11 protein-coding genes are annotated in these 18,318 nt (G+C 52.0%); 3 read left to right on the top strand and 8 right to left on the bottom strand.

What is annotated here, in order from left to right:
- Positions 1 to 71: 71 nt before the first annotated feature.
- The 3 genes from ACYU87_RS16785 to ACYU87_RS16775 all read left to right on the top strand — a co-directional run bounded on the left by ACYU87_RS16785 (position 72) and on the right by ACYU87_RS16775 (position 8,362).
- Complete coding sequence (locus tag ACYU87_RS16785) at positions 72 to 3,668, top strand: molybdopterin-dependent oxidoreductase (protein WP_461135233.1); 3,597 nt, start codon at positions 72 to 74, stop codon at positions 3,666 to 3,668.
- On the top strand, positions 3,647 to 5,113 hold the full coding sequence (locus tag ACYU87_RS16780; RefSeq protein ID WP_461135232.1) for a rubredoxin: 1,467 nt from the start codon (positions 3,647 to 3,649) through the stop codon (positions 5,111 to 5,113). Before ACYU87_RS16785 ends, ACYU87_RS16780 begins: the two co-directional genes overlap by 22 nt.
- 384 nt (positions 5,114 to 5,497) lie before the next feature.
- Positions 5,498 to 8,362 (top strand): M16 family metallopeptidase, encoded by a 2,865-nt coding sequence (locus ACYU87_RS16775; protein ID WP_461135231.1) that lies wholly within the window; start codon positions 5,498 to 5,500, stop codon positions 8,360 to 8,362.
- 60 nt (positions 8,363 to 8,422) lie between these two features.
- On the opposite strand, the gene ACYU87_RS16770 is transcribed toward ACYU87_RS16775, so the two are convergent.
- The 8 genes from ACYU87_RS16770 to ACYU87_RS16735 all read right to left on the bottom strand — a co-directional run bounded on the left by ACYU87_RS16770 (position 8,423) and on the right by ACYU87_RS16735 (position 18,181).
- Positions 8,423 to 8,887, bottom strand: a complete 465-nt coding sequence (locus ACYU87_RS16770) for a DUF6691 family protein (RefSeq protein WP_461135230.1) — start codon at positions 8,885 to 8,887, stop codon at positions 8,423 to 8,425.
- A gap of 66 nt (positions 8,888 to 8,953) precedes the next feature.
- Positions 8,954 to 9,529, bottom strand: coding sequence for a YeeE/YedE family protein (locus ACYU87_RS16765; protein ID WP_461135229.1), 576 nt, complete (start codon positions 9,527 to 9,529; stop codon positions 8,954 to 8,956).
- 11 nt (positions 9,530 to 9,540) lie between these two features.
- Entirely contained in the window at positions 9,541 to 10,944 is a 1,404-nt protein-coding gene (locus ACYU87_RS16760; protein ID WP_461135228.1) for an MBL fold metallo-hydrolase, read from the bottom strand.
- A gap of 61 nt (positions 10,945 to 11,005) precedes the next feature.
- Complete coding sequence (locus tag ACYU87_RS16755; RefSeq protein WP_461135227.1) at positions 11,006 to 11,803, bottom strand: sulfite exporter TauE/SafE family protein; 798 nt, start codon at positions 11,801 to 11,803, stop codon at positions 11,006 to 11,008.
- Positions 11,804 to 12,037: 234 nt separating this feature from the next.
- Positions 12,038 to 12,694, bottom strand: coding sequence for a Crp/Fnr family transcriptional regulator (locus ACYU87_RS16750; RefSeq protein WP_461135226.1), 657 nt, complete (start codon positions 12,692 to 12,694; stop codon positions 12,038 to 12,040).
- A gap of 207 nt (positions 12,695 to 12,901) precedes the next feature.
- Entirely contained in the window at positions 12,902 to 14,404 is a 1,503-nt protein-coding gene (locus ACYU87_RS16745; RefSeq protein ID WP_461135225.1) for an APC family permease, read from the bottom strand.
- Between the two features lie 167 nt (positions 14,405 to 14,571).
- Positions 14,572 to 17,652 carry a protein translocase subunit SecDF gene (secDF, locus tag ACYU87_RS16740; protein WP_461135224.1) on the bottom strand — a complete coding sequence of 1,027 codons (3,081 nt, stop codon included), beginning with the start codon at positions 17,650 to 17,652 and terminating at the stop codon, positions 14,572 to 14,574.
- A 145-nt stretch (positions 17,653 to 17,797) separates the two neighbouring features.
- The gene (locus ACYU87_RS16735; RefSeq protein ID WP_461135223.1) at positions 17,798 to 18,181 is read right to left on the bottom strand and encodes a hypothetical protein; all 384 of its coding nucleotides are present in this window, start codon (positions 18,179 to 18,181) and stop codon (positions 17,798 to 17,800) included.
- Positions 18,182 to 18,318: the final 137 nt, after the last annotated feature.

The following is an 18,318-nucleotide window of genomic DNA, read 5'->3' as shown; positions in this document are numbered from 1 at the left end:
CAGGATGATTTTCACAGATCAATAAAATCTTCCTGATCTTAAAAATCAGTGTTTCAATCAATTGCAAAAACATGACTCATCAAACGACCTGTTGCTATTGTGGTGTTGGCTGTGGAATTGTAGTCAAACAGGAACCGAACGGACGACTGACCGTTGAGGGCGACAAACAGCACCCATCCAATCGGGGCATGCTGTGCTCGAAGGGCATGAATCTGCATTATACCGTTATGGATCAGTCAGATCGGCTGCTTTATCCGCAGATGCGTCTGAATCGCAACAGGCCTATGCAACGGGTAAGCTGGGACGAGGCTCTGGAGCGAACAGCCGCTGTATTCAGCACGTTTATTCAGAAATACGGCCCGGACTCGGTTGCGTTTTATGTGTCGGGACAATGCCTGACGGAAGAATATTACCTGGTCAATAAACTCATCAAAGGCTTTATTGGCTCCAACAACATCGACACGAATTCGCGGCTGTGCATGAGTTCGGCGGTGGTCGGCTACAAGTTGTCGCTGGGCGAAGATTCGGTGCCGGTTTGTTACGACGATATTGAGGAAGCCGACGTTTTTCTGGTGCAGGGTGCGAACCCTGCCTGGTGCCACCCCATTCTCTGGCGTCGGATCGAGGCTCACAAAGCCGCCAATCCGCACGTCAAAATCATTTGTGTTGATCCGCGCCGAACCGATACGGCTCGTTCGTCGGATCTTCATTTGCCCATTCGTCCGGGAACCGATATCGTACTGAACAACGCTATCGGACGGTTACTGATCGAGAATGGCGACATCGACGCTGACTTCATTGCCAACCACGCCGATGGATTTACCGCCTACCAGGAGCAGGTAATGCAGCGCTCGGTAGAGGAAGCCGCCGACATTTGTGGTATCTCACCCGAAGCCATTCAAACAGTCGCTGACTGGATTGGCCGGTCAAAAGGGTTTCTGTCCCTCTGGACAATGGGGCTGAATCAGTCGGTCGTTGGGGTGAACAAAAATCTGTCGCTCATTAATCTACACCTGATTACGGGTCGTATCGGTAAACCCGGCAATGGCCCATTTTCTCTGACGGGCCAGCCCAATGCCATGGGTGGTCGTGAAACGGGAGGTCTGGCCAACAGTTTACCCGCTCACCGCGATGTCGTGAATGCCGCACACCGCGCCGAGGTGGAAGCGTTCTGGAACAGCCCGGTTAATATTGCGGCCAAGCCCGGCCTGACGGCTACCGAAATGGTTGATGCGCTGGCCGACGACCGGTTGAAAGCCATCTGGATTATTAACACTAACCCTTTGGTTAGTATGCCCGATGTCAACGCTACGGAGACGGCGCTGAAAAACGCACGTTTCGTGGTCGTACAGGATATATCGAACCGGGCGGATACGGTGCAGTTTGCCGATGTGGTTCTACCCGCTGCGGCCTGGCTCGAAAAGGAAGGAACGATGACCAATGCCGAACGCCGGATTGCATACTTGCCTAAAGTGCTAGACGCGCCCGGCGAAGCCCTGCCCGATTCGGAAATTATCTGGCGATTTGCGCAGAAAATGGGCTACGGCGATGCTTTTGCCTACACCAATACCTCGGCCGTGTACGATGAGTACGCCCGGCTTACCGAAGGCACGAACGTCGATATTACGGGTGTAACGTATGAGTTGCTCAAGCAAAAACGTACCGTCCAGTGGCCTTATTCAAAAGCTGAAAAGGAAAGCCGGATACCGAAAATTCCGGCGGGGAGCCTTGACAATCAAGTTGGTACGAAACGGCTCTTTACCAATAACCGATTCTACACGCCCAATGGCCGGGCGCAAATCCATGCGGTGCCCGACGAAAATACCTCCGAGCCAATCGATAAGGATTTTCCGCTCGTCTTAACCACGGGTCGTATTCGCGACCAGTGGCACACCATGACCAAGACCGGACGCGTGGCCAAGCTGAACCAGCACATCCCGCAGCCTTTCCTGCAAATTCATCCCGGCGATGCAAAAGCGCGCGGTATTGAAGAGGGACAGCTGGTTGAGGTGCGGGGCCGCCGGGGTGAGGTTCGGGTGAAAGCGCAACTAACGGAAGATGTTCGTCCGGGTCTGTGCTTTCTGCCCATGCACTGGGGAAAAGTAATGGCCGGATCGTCGGTGGGGAGCAACCTGAACCGGGCCAATAATTTGACAAACGCGCTTGTTGATTCGCGCTCCAAAGAGCCTGATTTCAAGTTCTCCGCGGTGGAAGTCAGTCCGTATAGCAAGCCCGTCGAGAAAATCATCATTATTGGTGCTGGTTCGGCTGGTTTGGGCTTCATTAATGCGTACCGAGCCTTGAAATCAGGCCGGATCGAAAGCCCGGCGACACCAGTTAACGACGAACTTCATGTTTTCTCCAAAGAAATTTACCCGTTCTATAACCGTGTTTTGCTGCCCGATTACATCAGTGGTGCGCAATCGTGGGATCAGTTGGTCAAACTACGGGAAGATCAGTTTGCCGAAGCGCGGATCATTGTTCATAAAGGTGTAGGCATTGCGCATATCGACCGGAATGCGAAGGTTGTGGTTGATACCAACGGGGTGGAGCATACCTATGACAAGATCATACTGGGTACCGGTAGCCAGGCATTTATGCCCAAAGGGATTCCCCGTTTGCCGGGAATCTTCAACATGCGTTCGCGGCTCGATGCGGATTCGCTCATGCCATTCCTGAATCAGAGCGACCCTCATGCCGTTATTATAGGTGGTGGATTACTGGGGCTCGAACTGGCGGCTTCGTTGCGTCAGATACAGGTGCGGGTAACGGTTATTCAGCGGGCGGGCCGGTTTATGGAACGTCAGCTCGACTCGCTGGCCAGTGAACTACTCTACCTGGAACTCCTTGACCGGGGTATTGAGGTCTATTTCAACGAAGAAGTGCAGACATTTATGGGCACCGATACCGTTGAAGGCATTCAATTGAAGTCGGGCAAAAAGTTGAACTGTCAGGTGGTGGTCATGGCCATTGGCACGGTTGCCAACATCGAACTTGCCCGCGAAGCTGGCCTCACCTGCAACCGGGGCGTGGTGGTGAACGATTACCTGCAAACCTCTGATCCCGACATTTTTGCCGCTGGCGAGGTGGCGCAGTGGAACGGCCAGATGTGGGGCATTACCCTGGCCGCGGAGCAACAGGCAGAAACGGCGGCCCGCTTCATTGCCGGTGATATTTCGCAGCCTTACCGAGGAAGCCTCTCCATCAGTATTCTGAAAATGGAAGGCTTGCACCTGTGCAGCATGGGCCTGACCGAAGTACCCGTTAATGCCGGGCGCGATTACGAAGAGATCGTCTTTATCGATAAATCGAAGCGGTATTATAAGAAGTGCATCGTGCACGGCGACAAACTGGTTGGGGCTATTCTGGTGGGCGACAAAAACGAGTTTGCCGAATTTCGGGAGTTGATTGCCAATGGTACCGAACTATCCGAAAAACGACTCCAGCTCCTGCGGGCCAGCAAAAAAGTGGATCCGCTGGAGGGCAAGCTGGTTTGCTCCTGCAACACCGTTGGTCAGGGTAATCTGGAGCGGGCTATTCAGGCCGGATGTACTGATTTTCAGCAGTTATGCCGGAAAACGGGAGCTGGAACAGGTTGTGGCTCGTGTCGACCCGAAGTGCGTAGTATTTTAGAAACAATGAAAGAATGCGCGACTATTACAACGTAAAAATCAACCTGCCTGCCGGCATTGCTTCGCCGGGCACGTTACAAACGATTCTGTCGCTGGCCTATGACGCGAAGGTTCGGCGGGTGCGTTTTGGCTCCCGACAGCAGTTGCTGATGACGGTGCATTACGAAGACATGCGGTTTCTGGAAAAAGATCTGAAGCAGCACCAGATTGCGTATGAGCTAAATTCGGAGCAGTACCCGAATATAATCAGCTCCTATTGCGGGGAAAACGTATTTCGGACGGGGGCCTGGCTTCGGGAAAGCGAGTATCATACGGTACTGGATCAGTTTGACTACCAGCCCCAGCTTAAAGTAAACCTGTCTGATTCGAACCAGAGCTTTACGCCCTTCTTTACCGGAAATCTCAACTTCATTGCGTCGCCCGAGCCTCATTTCTGGTACCTCTACATTCGTCCGAAACAACACAACAGCTTGTTCCGATGGCCGGCGCTGGTATACACCAACGACATCGGTCGGCTGGCTAAAGCGGTCGAAGAGACCATGCTACAACAAGAGTACGCGGGCAACGAAGCGTTATACAAACTCGTTACGACCGGTCAGAATTTTATTACTCAACCCGCCAATGAGGAAGTCGAACTACCTGATTTTTCGCTGCCGTATTACGAAGGCTTTAACCGATACGGGGAGCGTTCGTGGTTAGGGCTTTACCGCCGGGATGAGCAGTTTTCGATTGCTTTTTTATTGGATGTCTGCGCATTGTGTCTCAAAACCCGCATCGGCGAGTTGTGCGTTACCCCCTGGAAGTCGCTCATCATAAAAGGAATAGAAGAAAAAGATCGGGCTACCTGGTCGTACATCCTCGGCAAGCACAACATCAACGTGCGCCACGCGGCCAACGAGTTAGCCTGGCAAACGGAAGACCACACGGATGCCGGTACGGAACTGAAAAATTACGTGATCCGGAACTTTGAGAAAAACGATACACGAACGTTCGGCCTGTGTTTCGGTATCCAGACGCGCGCCAAGTCAGAAGTGTTCGGCTCTGTCTTGATTCGGCAGCGCCCCTTACTTCAAATAGGCCAGCTGGCCCTGTTCAGCGTGTACGATTTGTACTACACGGAGAATTTTAACCCCAACAGCCGCGTCTATCACCTGGCCGAAAAAGGGTTGTTGAAGATGCACGTACCCAATCAGTTAAACCGGTTGTGCCGAAAGTTCAATGCGCGCCGGTCGCAGGAGCGGGTAGAAACAGTTCGAGTGGAGAAAGAACGATCTGAACCTACTGTGCCCGTTGATATTGTGGTTGTCCATCAATGTAGCCACTGCTTCACGGTGTATGACGAACAGTATGGCGATAGCCGGTGCGGTATTCCGGCTGGTACACCGTTTAGTCAGCTACCTCCCGACTACGTGTGTTCAACCTGCGATGCGCCGAAACAGGATATGCACGCCGTAGAGGTGGTGCCAGCTTCTCAACATTAAAGCGAGCGGACGGTTGCGCGCTCCGACGTACTTCTCCGTGGGTTGTGTTTTTACAGCCTAAATGAGCGTCAGCAACCAGGTCATCATCCGGATAAGTGGGCGGTGAGAACACAGCCCACTGCCACAGTTTCGTAAAACTGCACATACCAGCTTTACGGATCACCCCAGCTGACGTCACATTAATTTTTACGGGAGGCTAGCCTTAACGATGAATTCGGGACGATTCATGCGCTGATGCAGGTCATTTTGCTTTGCTGGTTGTCTCTGATTGCGTCAATTCTGGTCGCTGTATTTCTGGCATGGAAACACTAAACGATTCCCCGCTTCAGCGCGTTATTGTTCCATAGTTCCTAGTCAAGACCACAATCCAATTCAAGCGACCGAATGGTACGTTTCCCCTTATGCCTGAGCCTGCTGTTCAGTGCAACCCTGGTGCTGGCTCAATCCACACCCAACGCTAAGTCCGTAGCGAAAAAAAACATGTCCCGGTCAGTTGTCTCAACGACCACAACGCCCAATCTCAGTAGCCCGATTCCACTCGATCCCGACGTTAAGGTGGGGAAGCTGCCCAATGGCTTAACCTATTACATTCGCAAAAATGCAGAGCCGAAAAACCGGGCCGAACTGCGGCTGGTCATTCGGGCGGGATCGGTGCTGGAAAATGATAACCAGCAGGGGCTGGCCCACTTCATGGAGCATATGGAGTTCAATGGCACGAAAAACTTTCCTAAAAATGAGTTGGTTAACTTCCTGCAGTCGGCAGGGGTGCGTTTCGGAGCCGATCTGAATGCGTATACCGGCTTCGATGAAACGGTTTACCAACTGCCCGTTCCGACGGATTCCGCCCGTGTTTTCAACCAGGCATTTCAGATTCTCGAAGACTGGGCGCATAACGCGACCATAGACCCCGCCGAAGTTGATAAAGAGCGCGGTGTTATTCTGGAAGAACGGCGGCTTGGGCGCGGTGCGGGTCAGCGGATGCGTGATAACTATTTTCCGGTTCTTCTGAACAACTCGCAGTATGCCAAGCGCCTGCCTATCGGTACCGAGCAGGTGTTAACGACGTTCAAACCTGAAGTGCTGCGGCAATTTTACAAAGACTGGTATCGTCCTGACCTGATGGCCGTGATTGCCGTTGGGGACTTCGACATGAAGCAGGTTGAAGGAATTATCCGCGAAAAATTTGGTCGAATTCCCGCCGTTAAAACACCGAAGCCGCGCACCGAATACGACATTCCAGTGCATAAAGACACGAAAGTAGTCATCGTGACGGATCCCGAACAGCCCAATACGGTGGTGCAGGTCATTTACAAACGACCCGAAATCAAGGAAAAAACGCTGAATGATCTACGGGAGAGCATTAAGCGGGGGCTTTTCAACACCATGCTTGGCAACCGGATTCAGGAGCTGACGCAACGTGCCGACCCGCCATTTTTGGGCGGCTACAGCAACTATAGCGATTTTCTGGGCAATCTGGATGCGTTCACGTCCATTGCGGTGGCCAAGGAAGGAAACGTTGAGCGGGCCATCCGGGCAGTGCTCGATGAAAATGCCCGCGTAAAGCAGTTTGGCTTTACGCCAACGGAATTGGCTCGTGCCAAACAGGAGTTTATGACCAATGTGGAACAGGCCTACAGCGAACGCGACAAAACCCGTTCGGTTAATTACGTGAATGAGTATGTACAAAACTTCACGGATAAAGCACCTTATACCAGCATCGAGTTTTATTACGCCTTCCTGAAAAAAGAGCAGGACGGGATTAAACTCGCCGAGGTCAACGCGCTCGTCGATCAGTTTATTCACAACGATAACCGGGCCGTTATTGTCATGGCTCCTGAGCGAGAGAAAGCCAAACTCCCAACGGTCGAACAGATTATTAGCTATGTCGATGACGCGGGGAAAGGGCTAACGGCTTACGAAGACAAAACGCTGGATAGTCCACTACTGGCAACGCAACCCACTGCTTCGCCCATTGTGAGCGAAAAGCAGATCAAAGACATTGGCGTGACCGAATGGACATTGAAGAATGGAGTACGGGTGGTGGTGAAGCCCACCAATTTTAAGAATGACCAGATTCTGTTTTCAGCGAGTAGTTTCGGTGGCACGTCATTGTATAACCTGAATGATTTTCAATCGGCGCGGTTCTCGTCTACGCTGGCGGCCATGGGTGGCACGGGTGCGTATAATCAAATTCAGCTGGGTAAATTCCTGTCGGGCAAGCAGGTAAGCGTATTTCCTTACGTGGGCGAACTAAGCGAAGGCATCAATGGCAGCGCGGCCCCGAAAGATCTGGAAACTGCCTTACAACTGCTCTATAGCTATTTTACGCAACCCCGGAAAGATCCTGATGTAGTGAAAGGGTTCTTGTCGAATCAGCGGAGTGCTTTGCAAAACCGAATCAACACACCAACACCCCAAGGCGTATTTCAGGATACCGTAACCGTTACCTTGGGCAATAACAACCCACGGCGGCAACCGCTCAAACCCGAAGACCTTGATAAAATTGATCTCGACCGGGCGTTGACTATTTACCAGGAACGATTCGCCAATGCGGGTGATTTTACCTTCTACTTTGTCGGCAACGTTAAAGAAGATCAGCTGAAACCACTGGTTGAAAAATACCTGGGTGGACTTCCGTCAACGGACAAAGCAGAAAAATTTACAGACCTCGGCATTCGGGCACCCAAAGGGCAGATCAGCAAGACCGTGTACAGGGGCGTTGATCCGAAGGCTGCTGTGCAACTGATTTACACCGGCGACGTAGCCTGGTCGCCAGAGACCGCTACACAACTGGATGCGCTGGCCGAAGTGCTGGAAATCAAGCTGATCGAAAAACTTCGGGAAGAAGAAAGTGGCGTATACGGTGTAGGCGCTAATGCTGCGTATGCCAAGTATCCGGTGCCGCGCTACACCTTTCGTATTAACTTTGGCTGTGCCCCCGAAAACGTCGACAAACTCATTGCCAAAACGCAGGAGTTGATTAATGACCTCAAGCAAAAGGGAGCGTTACCTGCCGACATTGCCAAATTCAAGGCCGAAACCCGTCGTGAAACCGAAGTACAGCTGAAAGACAATCAGTTCTGGCTGGGGTATCTTCAGAATCAGTATTATAATGGCGATGCGCCAGACGAGGTTCTGCACGAGAGTGAGCAGTTGGATAAGGTGACCGTAGAGAGTACAAAAGCGGCCGCCAATCAGTATTTCGGCCCAAACCTGATCCGGTTGGTGCTCATGCCGGAGAAGAAGTAGTAAAATAGAATAGCCAGTTGCCGAAGGCGTTTATGACTGCTGGCAACTGGCTATTTATGGTTAATGGGGCAACCGATCCCGAATGGCTCCGTATACCCAGGTGCCGCCAATAGCACTTAGCAAGGTGGTAAGCACAACCGGGTAACCCGCCCCGATCTGGGCAAAAAGTGGCCCCGGACATGCGCCGGTAATAGCCCAGCCAAAGCCAAACAAAAGACCTCCGTATACCTGACCCTTGTTAAACTGCTTTGGCTGTATGGAAATAGGGTCGCCCTGTACCGTTTTGATGGCTAGTCGTTTGATGAGCTGGACGGACAACATGCCGACCGCGACCGCAGTGCCGATGACGCCGTACATATGGAAGGAGTCCAGGCGAAACATCTCCTGAATGCGAAACCAGGAAATCACTTCGGCCTTTACAAACACGATCCCGAAGAAGATACCTACCAGGCCCAATCGCCAATTAGCTGGTTGGGGAGGTTTTGGTGTAGTCTCTATATCCTCTTTTTGATTTATAGACATCATTGCTTTTCGGGGTATTGGTAGTTGGGTGATTCAAACAGGCTCTGGCTGGTTGGGCCATAATGGGATTCAAAACCCAACCCAATGCATCAGGTAAGGCAGAAACAGATGCGTCATGGCAAAACCACCAGCCATAAAACTAAGGGTTGCCACGAGCGATGGCCATTGTAGATTCGACAGGCCCATAATGGCGTGGCCCGACGTGCAACCGCCTGCGTAGCGTGTGCCAAAGCCAACCAGAAAACCCCCAACGACGAAGAACAGCAGCCCCTTAGCCGTAAACAGGTTCTGCCAGGTAAAGATGTCCGTCGGCATCAGGCCGCTGGTGAAATCGTGGATGCCCAGATCCCGCAAATCGTGTAGGGTGTTTGGCGAAATAGCCATAGCTGCCGGGTTTTTCAGCAGCGTACCGCCGATCAATCCACCGATCAGAATACCCCCGACAAACCAAAGGTTCCAGGCTTCTTTACGCCAGTCGTAGTTGAAAAAACTAATGTTGGCGGGTATGCAAGCCGCACAAATGTGCCGCAACGAGGAGGAAATGCCGAATGCTTTATTGCCCAGAATGAGCAGGGTCGGTACGGTCAGACCGATCAGCGTTCCGGCGACATACCAGGGCCAGGGTTGGGTAATAAAATCGAGCATGATGCGCAGAATCAGTGGTTAGCAGGTAGTTCCGTAACAACCGGTATATCGACTTGACGAATGGCTGCCAGGCCACCAGCTACATTAACGACATTATCGAACCCGCGGGCTTTCAGGATCGAATTGGCTACCATGGAGCGATAACCACCCGCGCAGTGAACGTAAACGGGTTCGGTACGGCTGATCTCGGTCATATGGTCGTTGAGGTCGTCGAGGGATAAGTTCTCGGCTCCTTTAATGTGTTCATTCGCAAACTCAGTTGGTTTACGCACATCAACAACCGGAATGTCCGGGTTCTGCTGCCAGCGCTTCGCAAACTCCTCCGCCGAAATAGACTCGATGGTATCGAACTCTTTACCCGCCTGCCGCCAGGCCGAAAAGCCGCCGTCTAAAAAACCAATACAATGATCGTATCCAACGCGGGCCAGTCGTAGAACCGTTTCGCTCTCCTGACCGGCGGGTGCAACCAGCGCAATAGGTTGGGTCAACTCCGGAATCAGGGCACCGACCCAGGGAGCGAACTGCCCGTTCAAACCAATATTGATCGCGTTGGGAATAAACCCGTTGGCGAAATCAGCCGCATCACGCACGTCCAGAATCAACGCGCTGACTTCATTAACGGCCGCTTCGAACGCATCGGGCGAAAGCGCCTGACTACCCCGTTTCATGACACGGTCAATGGGCTCGTACCCTTCTTTGTTGAGCCGGGCATTTTCCGCAAAATAGGCGGGTGCCGCTGTCAGGCCGTCAAGCACTTTCCCGATAAACTCTTCTCTGGAGGTAGCCCGGAGGGCGTAATTGAACCGCTTCTGGTTGCCAAGCGTATCGGTTGTTTCCTTGCTCATGTTTTTCCCACAGGCCGACCCGGCGCCGTGGGCCGGGTAAACAAGTACGTCGTCGGGCAACGGCATAATTTTGCTCTGGAGACTATCGTAGAGCATACCGGCCAGATCGCGTTCGGTCAGTTCCCCTTTGATTGCCAGGTCCGGCCGACCGACATCGCCAATGAAAAGCGTATCGCCCGTGAAGATTGCCCGTTCCCTGCCTGTCTCGTCGATGAGCAGGTACGTTGTCGATTCGGGTGTATGACCGGGCGTGTGTAAAACCTTTATCGTTACATCGCCCAAGGCAAACGTTTCGCCATCGGCCGCGTGGTAGGCCTCATAACTGGTTTTGGCATGGGGACCATACACAATGGTCGCGCCCGTTTTTTTCGCTAAGTCGATATGCCCTGACACAAAATCGGCGTGGAAATGCGTCTCAAAAACATACTTGATTTTCGCTCCGGCCTTCTCGGTTTTTCGGGTATAGGGCGATGTTTCGCGCAGTGGATCAATGATGGCGGCTTCGCCGTTGCTTTCGATATAATAAGCCCCCTGAGCCAGGCAACCTGTATACAGTTGTTCGATGATCATACATAATGCGGACATCTTATCCGCTCTTTTGGGTTATATTGGTGCGGACATCTTGTCCGTGTTACAGCAATTCCCGGCTAAGCATATAGGCGGCTACGACCAGCACAAACCAGCCGAACCCTTTTTTAAGCTTGTCGGGGGCAACAAATTGAGCCAAATACATGCCGGCAAAAATGCCGATGATGGATAAACCCGTAAAAGGCAACAGAAAATTCCAGTTCAGATCGGTGTGTTGAATATCACCCAAAAAGCCGACGATTGAATTGACCGCAATAATGAGTACAGATGTGGCCACCGCCCGCTGAACGGGTAAGCCGGCCAGCAGCACCAGCATGGGCACAATCAGAAAACCACCCCCCGCGCCAATGGTGCCCGTAAGCAAACCGACGGCCAGACCATCCAGTCCCAGACTGCTATACCGCGGACGCCCATCAGCCGCTTCGCCCTGTTCGGGTCGATCACTGCGAATCATAGCCCGGGCCGCAATGATCATCACTATGGCAAAGAAATAAAGAATGGCCTGGCTCTTCGACAACGTAAAGCGTTCGAACTGAAACAGCGGGTCGGGTAGGGCCGGAACCAGAAATCGGCGACTCAGATAGACCGAAATAAACGACGGAAGGGCAAACGCTGCCGTTACCCGCAAATCGACCCGCTTGTTCCATGTGTGGTTTATTGACCCGATGGTTGAGGTGGCTCCCACAACAAACAGCGAATAGGTAGTCGCCAGAACAGCCGGGATATGAAAGACGTAGACGAAAATGGGTACCGTCAAAATCGAGCCGCCCCCTCCGGCCAGGCCAATAACCAACCCCACAATGACCGCTGATGTATACCCAAATAGTTCTGTTGATGTCATGGAATAACGTAACCCGTTCGTTGGGTAGTTGTGCCGTCCGGCCAGGTTACTGCTTTGTCAAAATCGGATGAAGGCTCCTGCCAATCGGCAAATATAGCGGCCATGAGCCAGTCGGGGCACCAAGTGCAGAACGAGGTCCGTGCATTTTAAAGGAACACGGGGGTGTCATTCGCTTGTTTTAATACCTGACGCAACAAAGGTACCACGCCCGAACGACTCGTTGTGTGACTGTTATCACACAGTGGGCTGCTGAAGAGACGGGCTAGTCAAACTGATTTTATTGCGGGCTATACTCACCCATCCTCGCCGTTCCAGCTGTTTTAATAGCCGGGATATAACCTCGCGGGATGTGTGCAGATCGCGGGCAATGGTCTCGTGGGTAACGTAGAGATGGCGCCCGCTAACGAGGGCAGCTTTCTGATGGAGGTATGCCAGAAGACGCTCATCCAATTGCCGGAAGGCGACCCAATCGAGCGTTTGAAGAAGATTATCGAACCGTTTCTGGTAGGTTTGAAAAACAAACTTTCGCCAGCTTGCGTACTGGCCCATCCAACGCTCCGCTTGCTCAACGGGAATCATCAGAATCTGCGCTTTCTCCTCCACAACGGCCATAATGGGGCTTGCTTCTCCTGACAACAAACTACCCATCGACAACGCGCATGAATCCGCTGGATTCAGGTAGTACAGGAGCAATTCGCCCGAGTTTTCATCGGGACGAATGATTTTGATACGCCCTGCTAGAACAATCGGGACGTACCGCATGAGTTGACCCGGTTCGATAAGCACTGTTCCCGGATCGACGGTTCGGGCCTGAACCACCAGATCAAGTTCAGTCAGCAGATCCGGCTCAAACGGGTATACGGAGCGCATGATCAGTGAAGCGTCAGACATGGTGGAACGAGTAGGTTGTTTCGTAAACGTAAGATGGCCCCCAACAAGTTGCCGGGGGCCATCTCTAGACTTATATAAAGTAATTTCCTGGCGCGTCATGCCGAACCGCTCGGGCCGCCCCGTAGTTTCGGCATGGCGGGCTATCTGGTAAAATCACGCCTGAATAGAGCGTTTGAAAACAGCTTTTATAACTACAGCAGATCAAATCTATTCTTCAGGATTGTTCAAATGGCTGTGTTTCCGGCTGTACAGGAAGTAGACGACAAGGCCAAGCGAACACCAGATCAGGAACGAGATTTTGGTATCGGTACGCAGGTTGTACATCAGATACAGGTTCGCCAAGATGCCCAGCGTTGCCACGACAGGCAGGGCGGGTGTTTTGTAAGGGCGTTCCAGATTTGGCTCCCGAACGCGTAACAACCAAACGGCTCCGCAGATCATGGCAAACGCCAGCAGCGTTCCCGACGAACACAGTTCAGATACCTTATCGATGGGAGTCAGTGCCGCTACAACCGAGACAATACCACCAACCAGAATCGTGCTCTTCCAGGGTGTTTTAAACGTTGGGTGAATCGATGCGAACAGGTTTTTAGGGAGAAGACCATCCTTCGCCATACCCAGAAAAATACGGGTCTGGCCGAGCATCATCACCAGCATTACCGATGTCAGACCGGCAATGGCCGCAATCGTAATTAGGTATACCGCCCAGGTCAAGCCCTGATCGGCAAACGCCTGTGCTACCGGCGCTTTCAAATCCAGCGCGTCGTATTTTACCATACCCGTCAGCACCAGCGAAACCAGAATGTACAGAACGGTACAAATAATAAGTGAGGCAATGATAGCGAATGGAACGTCTTTCTTGGGGTTGATGGCTTCCCCGGCCTGGGTTGAAACAGCATCGAAACCGATGTAGGCGAAAAACACGATGCCAGCTGCGGTAACAATGCCGTTGAAACCGTAATGTTGCTGACCACCGGCATCAATCACTGGCTCTGGAATGAAAGGCGTCCAGTTAGACGCATCGACGTAAAAGGCTCCGGCAACAATGACAAAAATAACCGTTGCCACTTTCAGAATAACGATGGCATTGTTGGTGCTGGCAGCTTCTTTAATGCCTTTCACCAGAACGTACGTTACGCACCATACGATCAGAAACGCAGGCAGGTTTACGGCAAACGAAAAGTCAGGAATAGACTCGCCGGCAGCCCGCAATTTTTCTGCTTTTTCCTGCGCCGTAACGGGGTCATTCATCAGCCAGATAGGCGGGTGAATATTGAGCAGATGAAGTAGTTTTTCGAAATATCCCGACCAGCTAACGGCTACCGTTGTGGCCCCCATCATGTATTCAAGAATCAGGTTCCAGCCAATAAGCCAGGCGAAAATTTCACCGACCGTACCGTACGAATAGGCGTATGCGGACCCTTCTACGGGGAGAATTGAGGCAAACTCAGCGTAGCACAACGCGGCAAACGCACAGGCAACCCCCGCCATAACAAACGCCAGCGCCAACGCAGGACCGGCCCATTCGTTGGCGGCTATGCCCGTAAGCACGAATACGCCACCACCGATAACAGCTCCGATACCCAGCGAGGTCAACGACCAGCGGGTTAGTACACGTTTAAGTTCACTCTTTTTCATGTCGGCTTCGTAAGCCGCCAGGGGCTTCTTACGCCAGACACTTGTATCAACAGGTTTCAATTTGGTTTCCATGCAGGAGGAATTAGAGTTTGGTGAAAGTGCCGACTAGGGAAATATTCATGAGGATTTACCCGAAATATACGAAATTAAATGAGCGAAAGAATGAAAGAGCGAAAGAGCAAAAACCAGTCAACCGTTTTTCGCGTTCTTTCACTCTTTCATTCTTTCGCTCATTTAACCTACGATTGCGAAGGCCGGATCAGTGGTTTTTTGTCTTTCTTTTCCTTCTTCGTTGTAAATTCTTCGGGTGTAGTGGGTTCTGCCGTTGTAAAGTCGGCCGGAATGGCATCGAAGCCGGTTTTCTTATCCGCAGCAAGCACGGTTGGCGTGATGGTTTCGTTTTCCTGATCGCGGCTCAACGAGTCAACGACAATTGGCGTAGCCACGAACAACGACGAATACGTACCCACGATAACGCCGATCAGCATGGCGAATGAGAAGCCACGAATCGTTTCGCCACCGAAAATGAACAGAACCAGCAGAACCAGGATCGTTGAGAAACCCGTTACGGCCGTGCGGCTCAGCGTACTGTTCAGGGCATTGTTGATAATCGTTGCAATGGATTCTTTCTTGCCTTTGTTTTCAGCCAGGTATTCACGAACCCGGTCAAATACAACCACGGTATCATTCATGGAGTAACCCATGATGGTGAGCAAGGCACCCACAAATGCCTGGTCTACGTCCAGCGAGAACGGCAGGATGCCATTGAAGATCGAAAAGATAGCCAGAATGATCAGAACATCGTGGAACATGGCCACAACGGCTCCGTAACCAAACGCCAGCTTCTTGAAACGAATGAGGATATAGACAAACACAACCGCGACGGCCAGCAGAATAGACCACAAGGCCGATGTCAGTAAGTCGTTGGCAATGGTTGGCCCTACTTTCTGCGAGCTTTCAATTTTAGCCGGGTTGCCTTTAATGCTGCTCAAGCCCTGGTAAACAGTAGCTTCGGCTTTTTTGTCGGCTCCCTGCGAATTGTCATCGACCAGATAGGGCGTCGTTACCTTCACCTGGTTGGATCCGATACCCGTACCACCGTACGTTTTTACTTCAGGCGAGCCACCTAACACGGGCTCCAGAGCGTCCCGAACTTCATCGGTGCTAACCGCCTTTTCAAAACGAACGACGTATGAACGCCCTCCTTTGAAGTCGACACCCAGACCGAAGCCTCTGAAAATAGCGGAGATGATACCCAGACCAATGATAACCGACGAAACGGTGTAGTACAGTTTCCGGCGCGATACGAAATCGAAATCAGAATCCTTGAAGAGGTTCTTTGCCCACGAAGACGTAAAGGTCAGCGTTTTGCCATTCCGGATGTAATACTCCAGCATCAGGCGGGTAATGAAGATAGCCGCAAACAGCGATGTCAGAATACCGATGATCAGGGTTGTGGCAAAGCCCAGAATCAGGCCTGTTCCGAAAATAAACAACACAACACCCGTCAGGAAAGTCGTTACGTTCGAGTCGATAATCGACGAAAGGGCGTTCTTAAAACCATCCGCAACGGCCTGCTTAAAGCCTTTGCCCAAAGCCATCTCTTCTTTGATCCGTTCAAAAATCAAGACGTTCGCATCCACGGCCATACCGATCGACAACACGATACCAGCGATACCGGGCATGGTCAATACCGCGCCCAGCGAGGCCATAACACCCATCAGGAAGAACAGATTGACAATCAGAGCAATATCGGCAATAAAGCCCGCCCGGTTGTAGTAGAATACCACAAAGGCCAGCACCAGCAAAATACCGATGATCGACGACAGGACACCGGCGTTAACCGCTTCCGAACCCAGGGTGGCTCCGACAACGTTTTCTTCAACGATGTTCGTGGGGGCTGGTAGCTTACCCGCTTTCAGAACGTTGGCCATGTCTTTGGTTTCTTCTACTGTGAAGTTACCCGAAATGCTCGACCGACCGTTGGGAATCTCATTTTGTACGTTTGGTGCTGTGTAAACCAGGTTATCCAGCAGAATAGCTACCGGCCGACCAACGTTGGCGGCCGTCAGGTTTTTCCACTTACGAGCCCCTTCAGGGTTCATGTTCATGGTCACTTCAGGACGGCCCCGATCATCATAATCATTGGACGCTTCGGTAATGACATCGCCTTCGAGCGGAGCGCGGCCACCTGGCTTTTTCAGGAAATAGATCGACAGGATTTCGCGGCCGTCAGTTGCTTTGAACGTCTTACGATCCCAGGCAAAAAATGCATCGGCGGGGAACAGGCTTTTTACTTCCGGAGCGTTCAGTACGGCGTTTGCCCGGGCGGTATCTTTCAGGTAAACACCCAGTTGATCCTGGCCAACGGGCAGAAATAATTGCGTCAGCGCGGTGCCCTGTGCCGAAGCGGCACTCGTGTCATTTTTAGCCGTTGAATCTTTCTTGCTGCCCTGAGCCAGTTGAGATTCCAGGCTCGATGTTCCTTTGGCGGCTGTTCCGGCCGTAGGCGCGGTTGTTTTTAACGCGGCTTTTCGGGCGGCTTCCTGGCTGAGCAGATAAGCACCCATGCCTTCGAGCGCTGGAGCCAGTTCGTTCAACCGATAAACTTCCGTAAACTCAAGCTTGGCAGCCCCCGTCAGCAGGCGACGGATACGCTCCGGGTTATCAACGCCCGGTAATTCGATCTGGATACGGCCCGAACCCGGTAACCGCTGGATGTTTGGGTTAGCGACACCAAATTTGTCGACACGCGCCTGAATGATCTGAAACGCCCGCGTGGTCGCGCCATTTACTTCCTCGTTCAGTAACTTCCGAACCTCGGTATCCGTCGACTGGTAGTTAATTTTCCCCCGGTTTGCGCTGGTTGCGAAGACCGTAGCCAGCTTGGTGTCTGGCGCAATCTTGCTGAATGCGCTGGCGAATAGATCAACAAAGCTGGTTGTGCTTGTTTTCTGATCTTCGACGGCCTGCTTCAGTGCCTGGTTAAATTTCGGATCACGGTTGTTACCCGAGAGACTGCGCAGAATGTCAGCGGGCGATATTTCCAGCACCACGTGCATACCGCCTTGCAGGTCAAGACCAAGACCAAGTTCGCGCTCGGTAACTTCCTGGAGGGTACTGCCTAAATAGACGGGCTCTTTCCAGAGCGAATCGAGGTAATGCTGTTTCTTCGAGCGATCAACAACGCCCTGTTTGTTGGTAGCGTAAGCCTCGGCGTCGGATTTGATGCTGTTCGAGACGAAAGTAAATGACAGAAAGTAGATGCAGATGGCTGCAATAACGCCTGTCAGAATAAGAATTCCGGTTTTGTTTTGCATTGGGATACACAGGCAGTTGCCCGTGAGTTGGCGATAAAAATACTGAAGTGGTTACGTACGGAGTCAGCTCTGGGTGGGCAATGACTCGGGGAAAGAAATGATTGAGGCCCGCGTAGCGAACGCTGGTACTGGCCAAACAGGGATGTTAGGGCGCATTGGTGGCAATATGATGCCCGAATACGTGCCTGAAGTAAGAAAAATAGAAATGCGGTAATGTAAAGAAGCGCAACAGGGGAACGCTCAGCAGTAACAGAATTAGCAACGTCGGTGCTGGAAGCAGAAAGGCACTCTGTCCTGAATCGCCCAGCTGAACGGCCGGAGCAACAACAGCTTCGAATTGAGCCGTCGTTAACTTAGCGGATGCCGGGGCACTCGTTTCTTTACCTGACTTTGCCTGCTCGGTAACGGCTTTGTGCGTTATAGCTGATTTTACCTGTGTTACATTACCATACCCCCAGGCCGCCGTAAACAGCAGCAGGGTGGCCAGTGCAAGACTGGAAAGGCGATGTATGACACGGGTTTGCTTCATCTATTTCTTTAGCGGATGACAAATCTCGTTCCAATTCTGGAAGAATGCAAGAGGGTGCAACAGGTTTTCGATGCTGTTGTTCAGAAATTACTGACTTTTTGCCAACTCAGTCATAGGCCAAATAAAATTTGGCTCTT

Source organism: Spirosoma lituiforme (assembly GCF_054776635.1).
The sequence above is the reverse complement of the archived record's forward strand: the minus strand, read 5'-3'. Positions and strand labels throughout refer to the sequence as shown.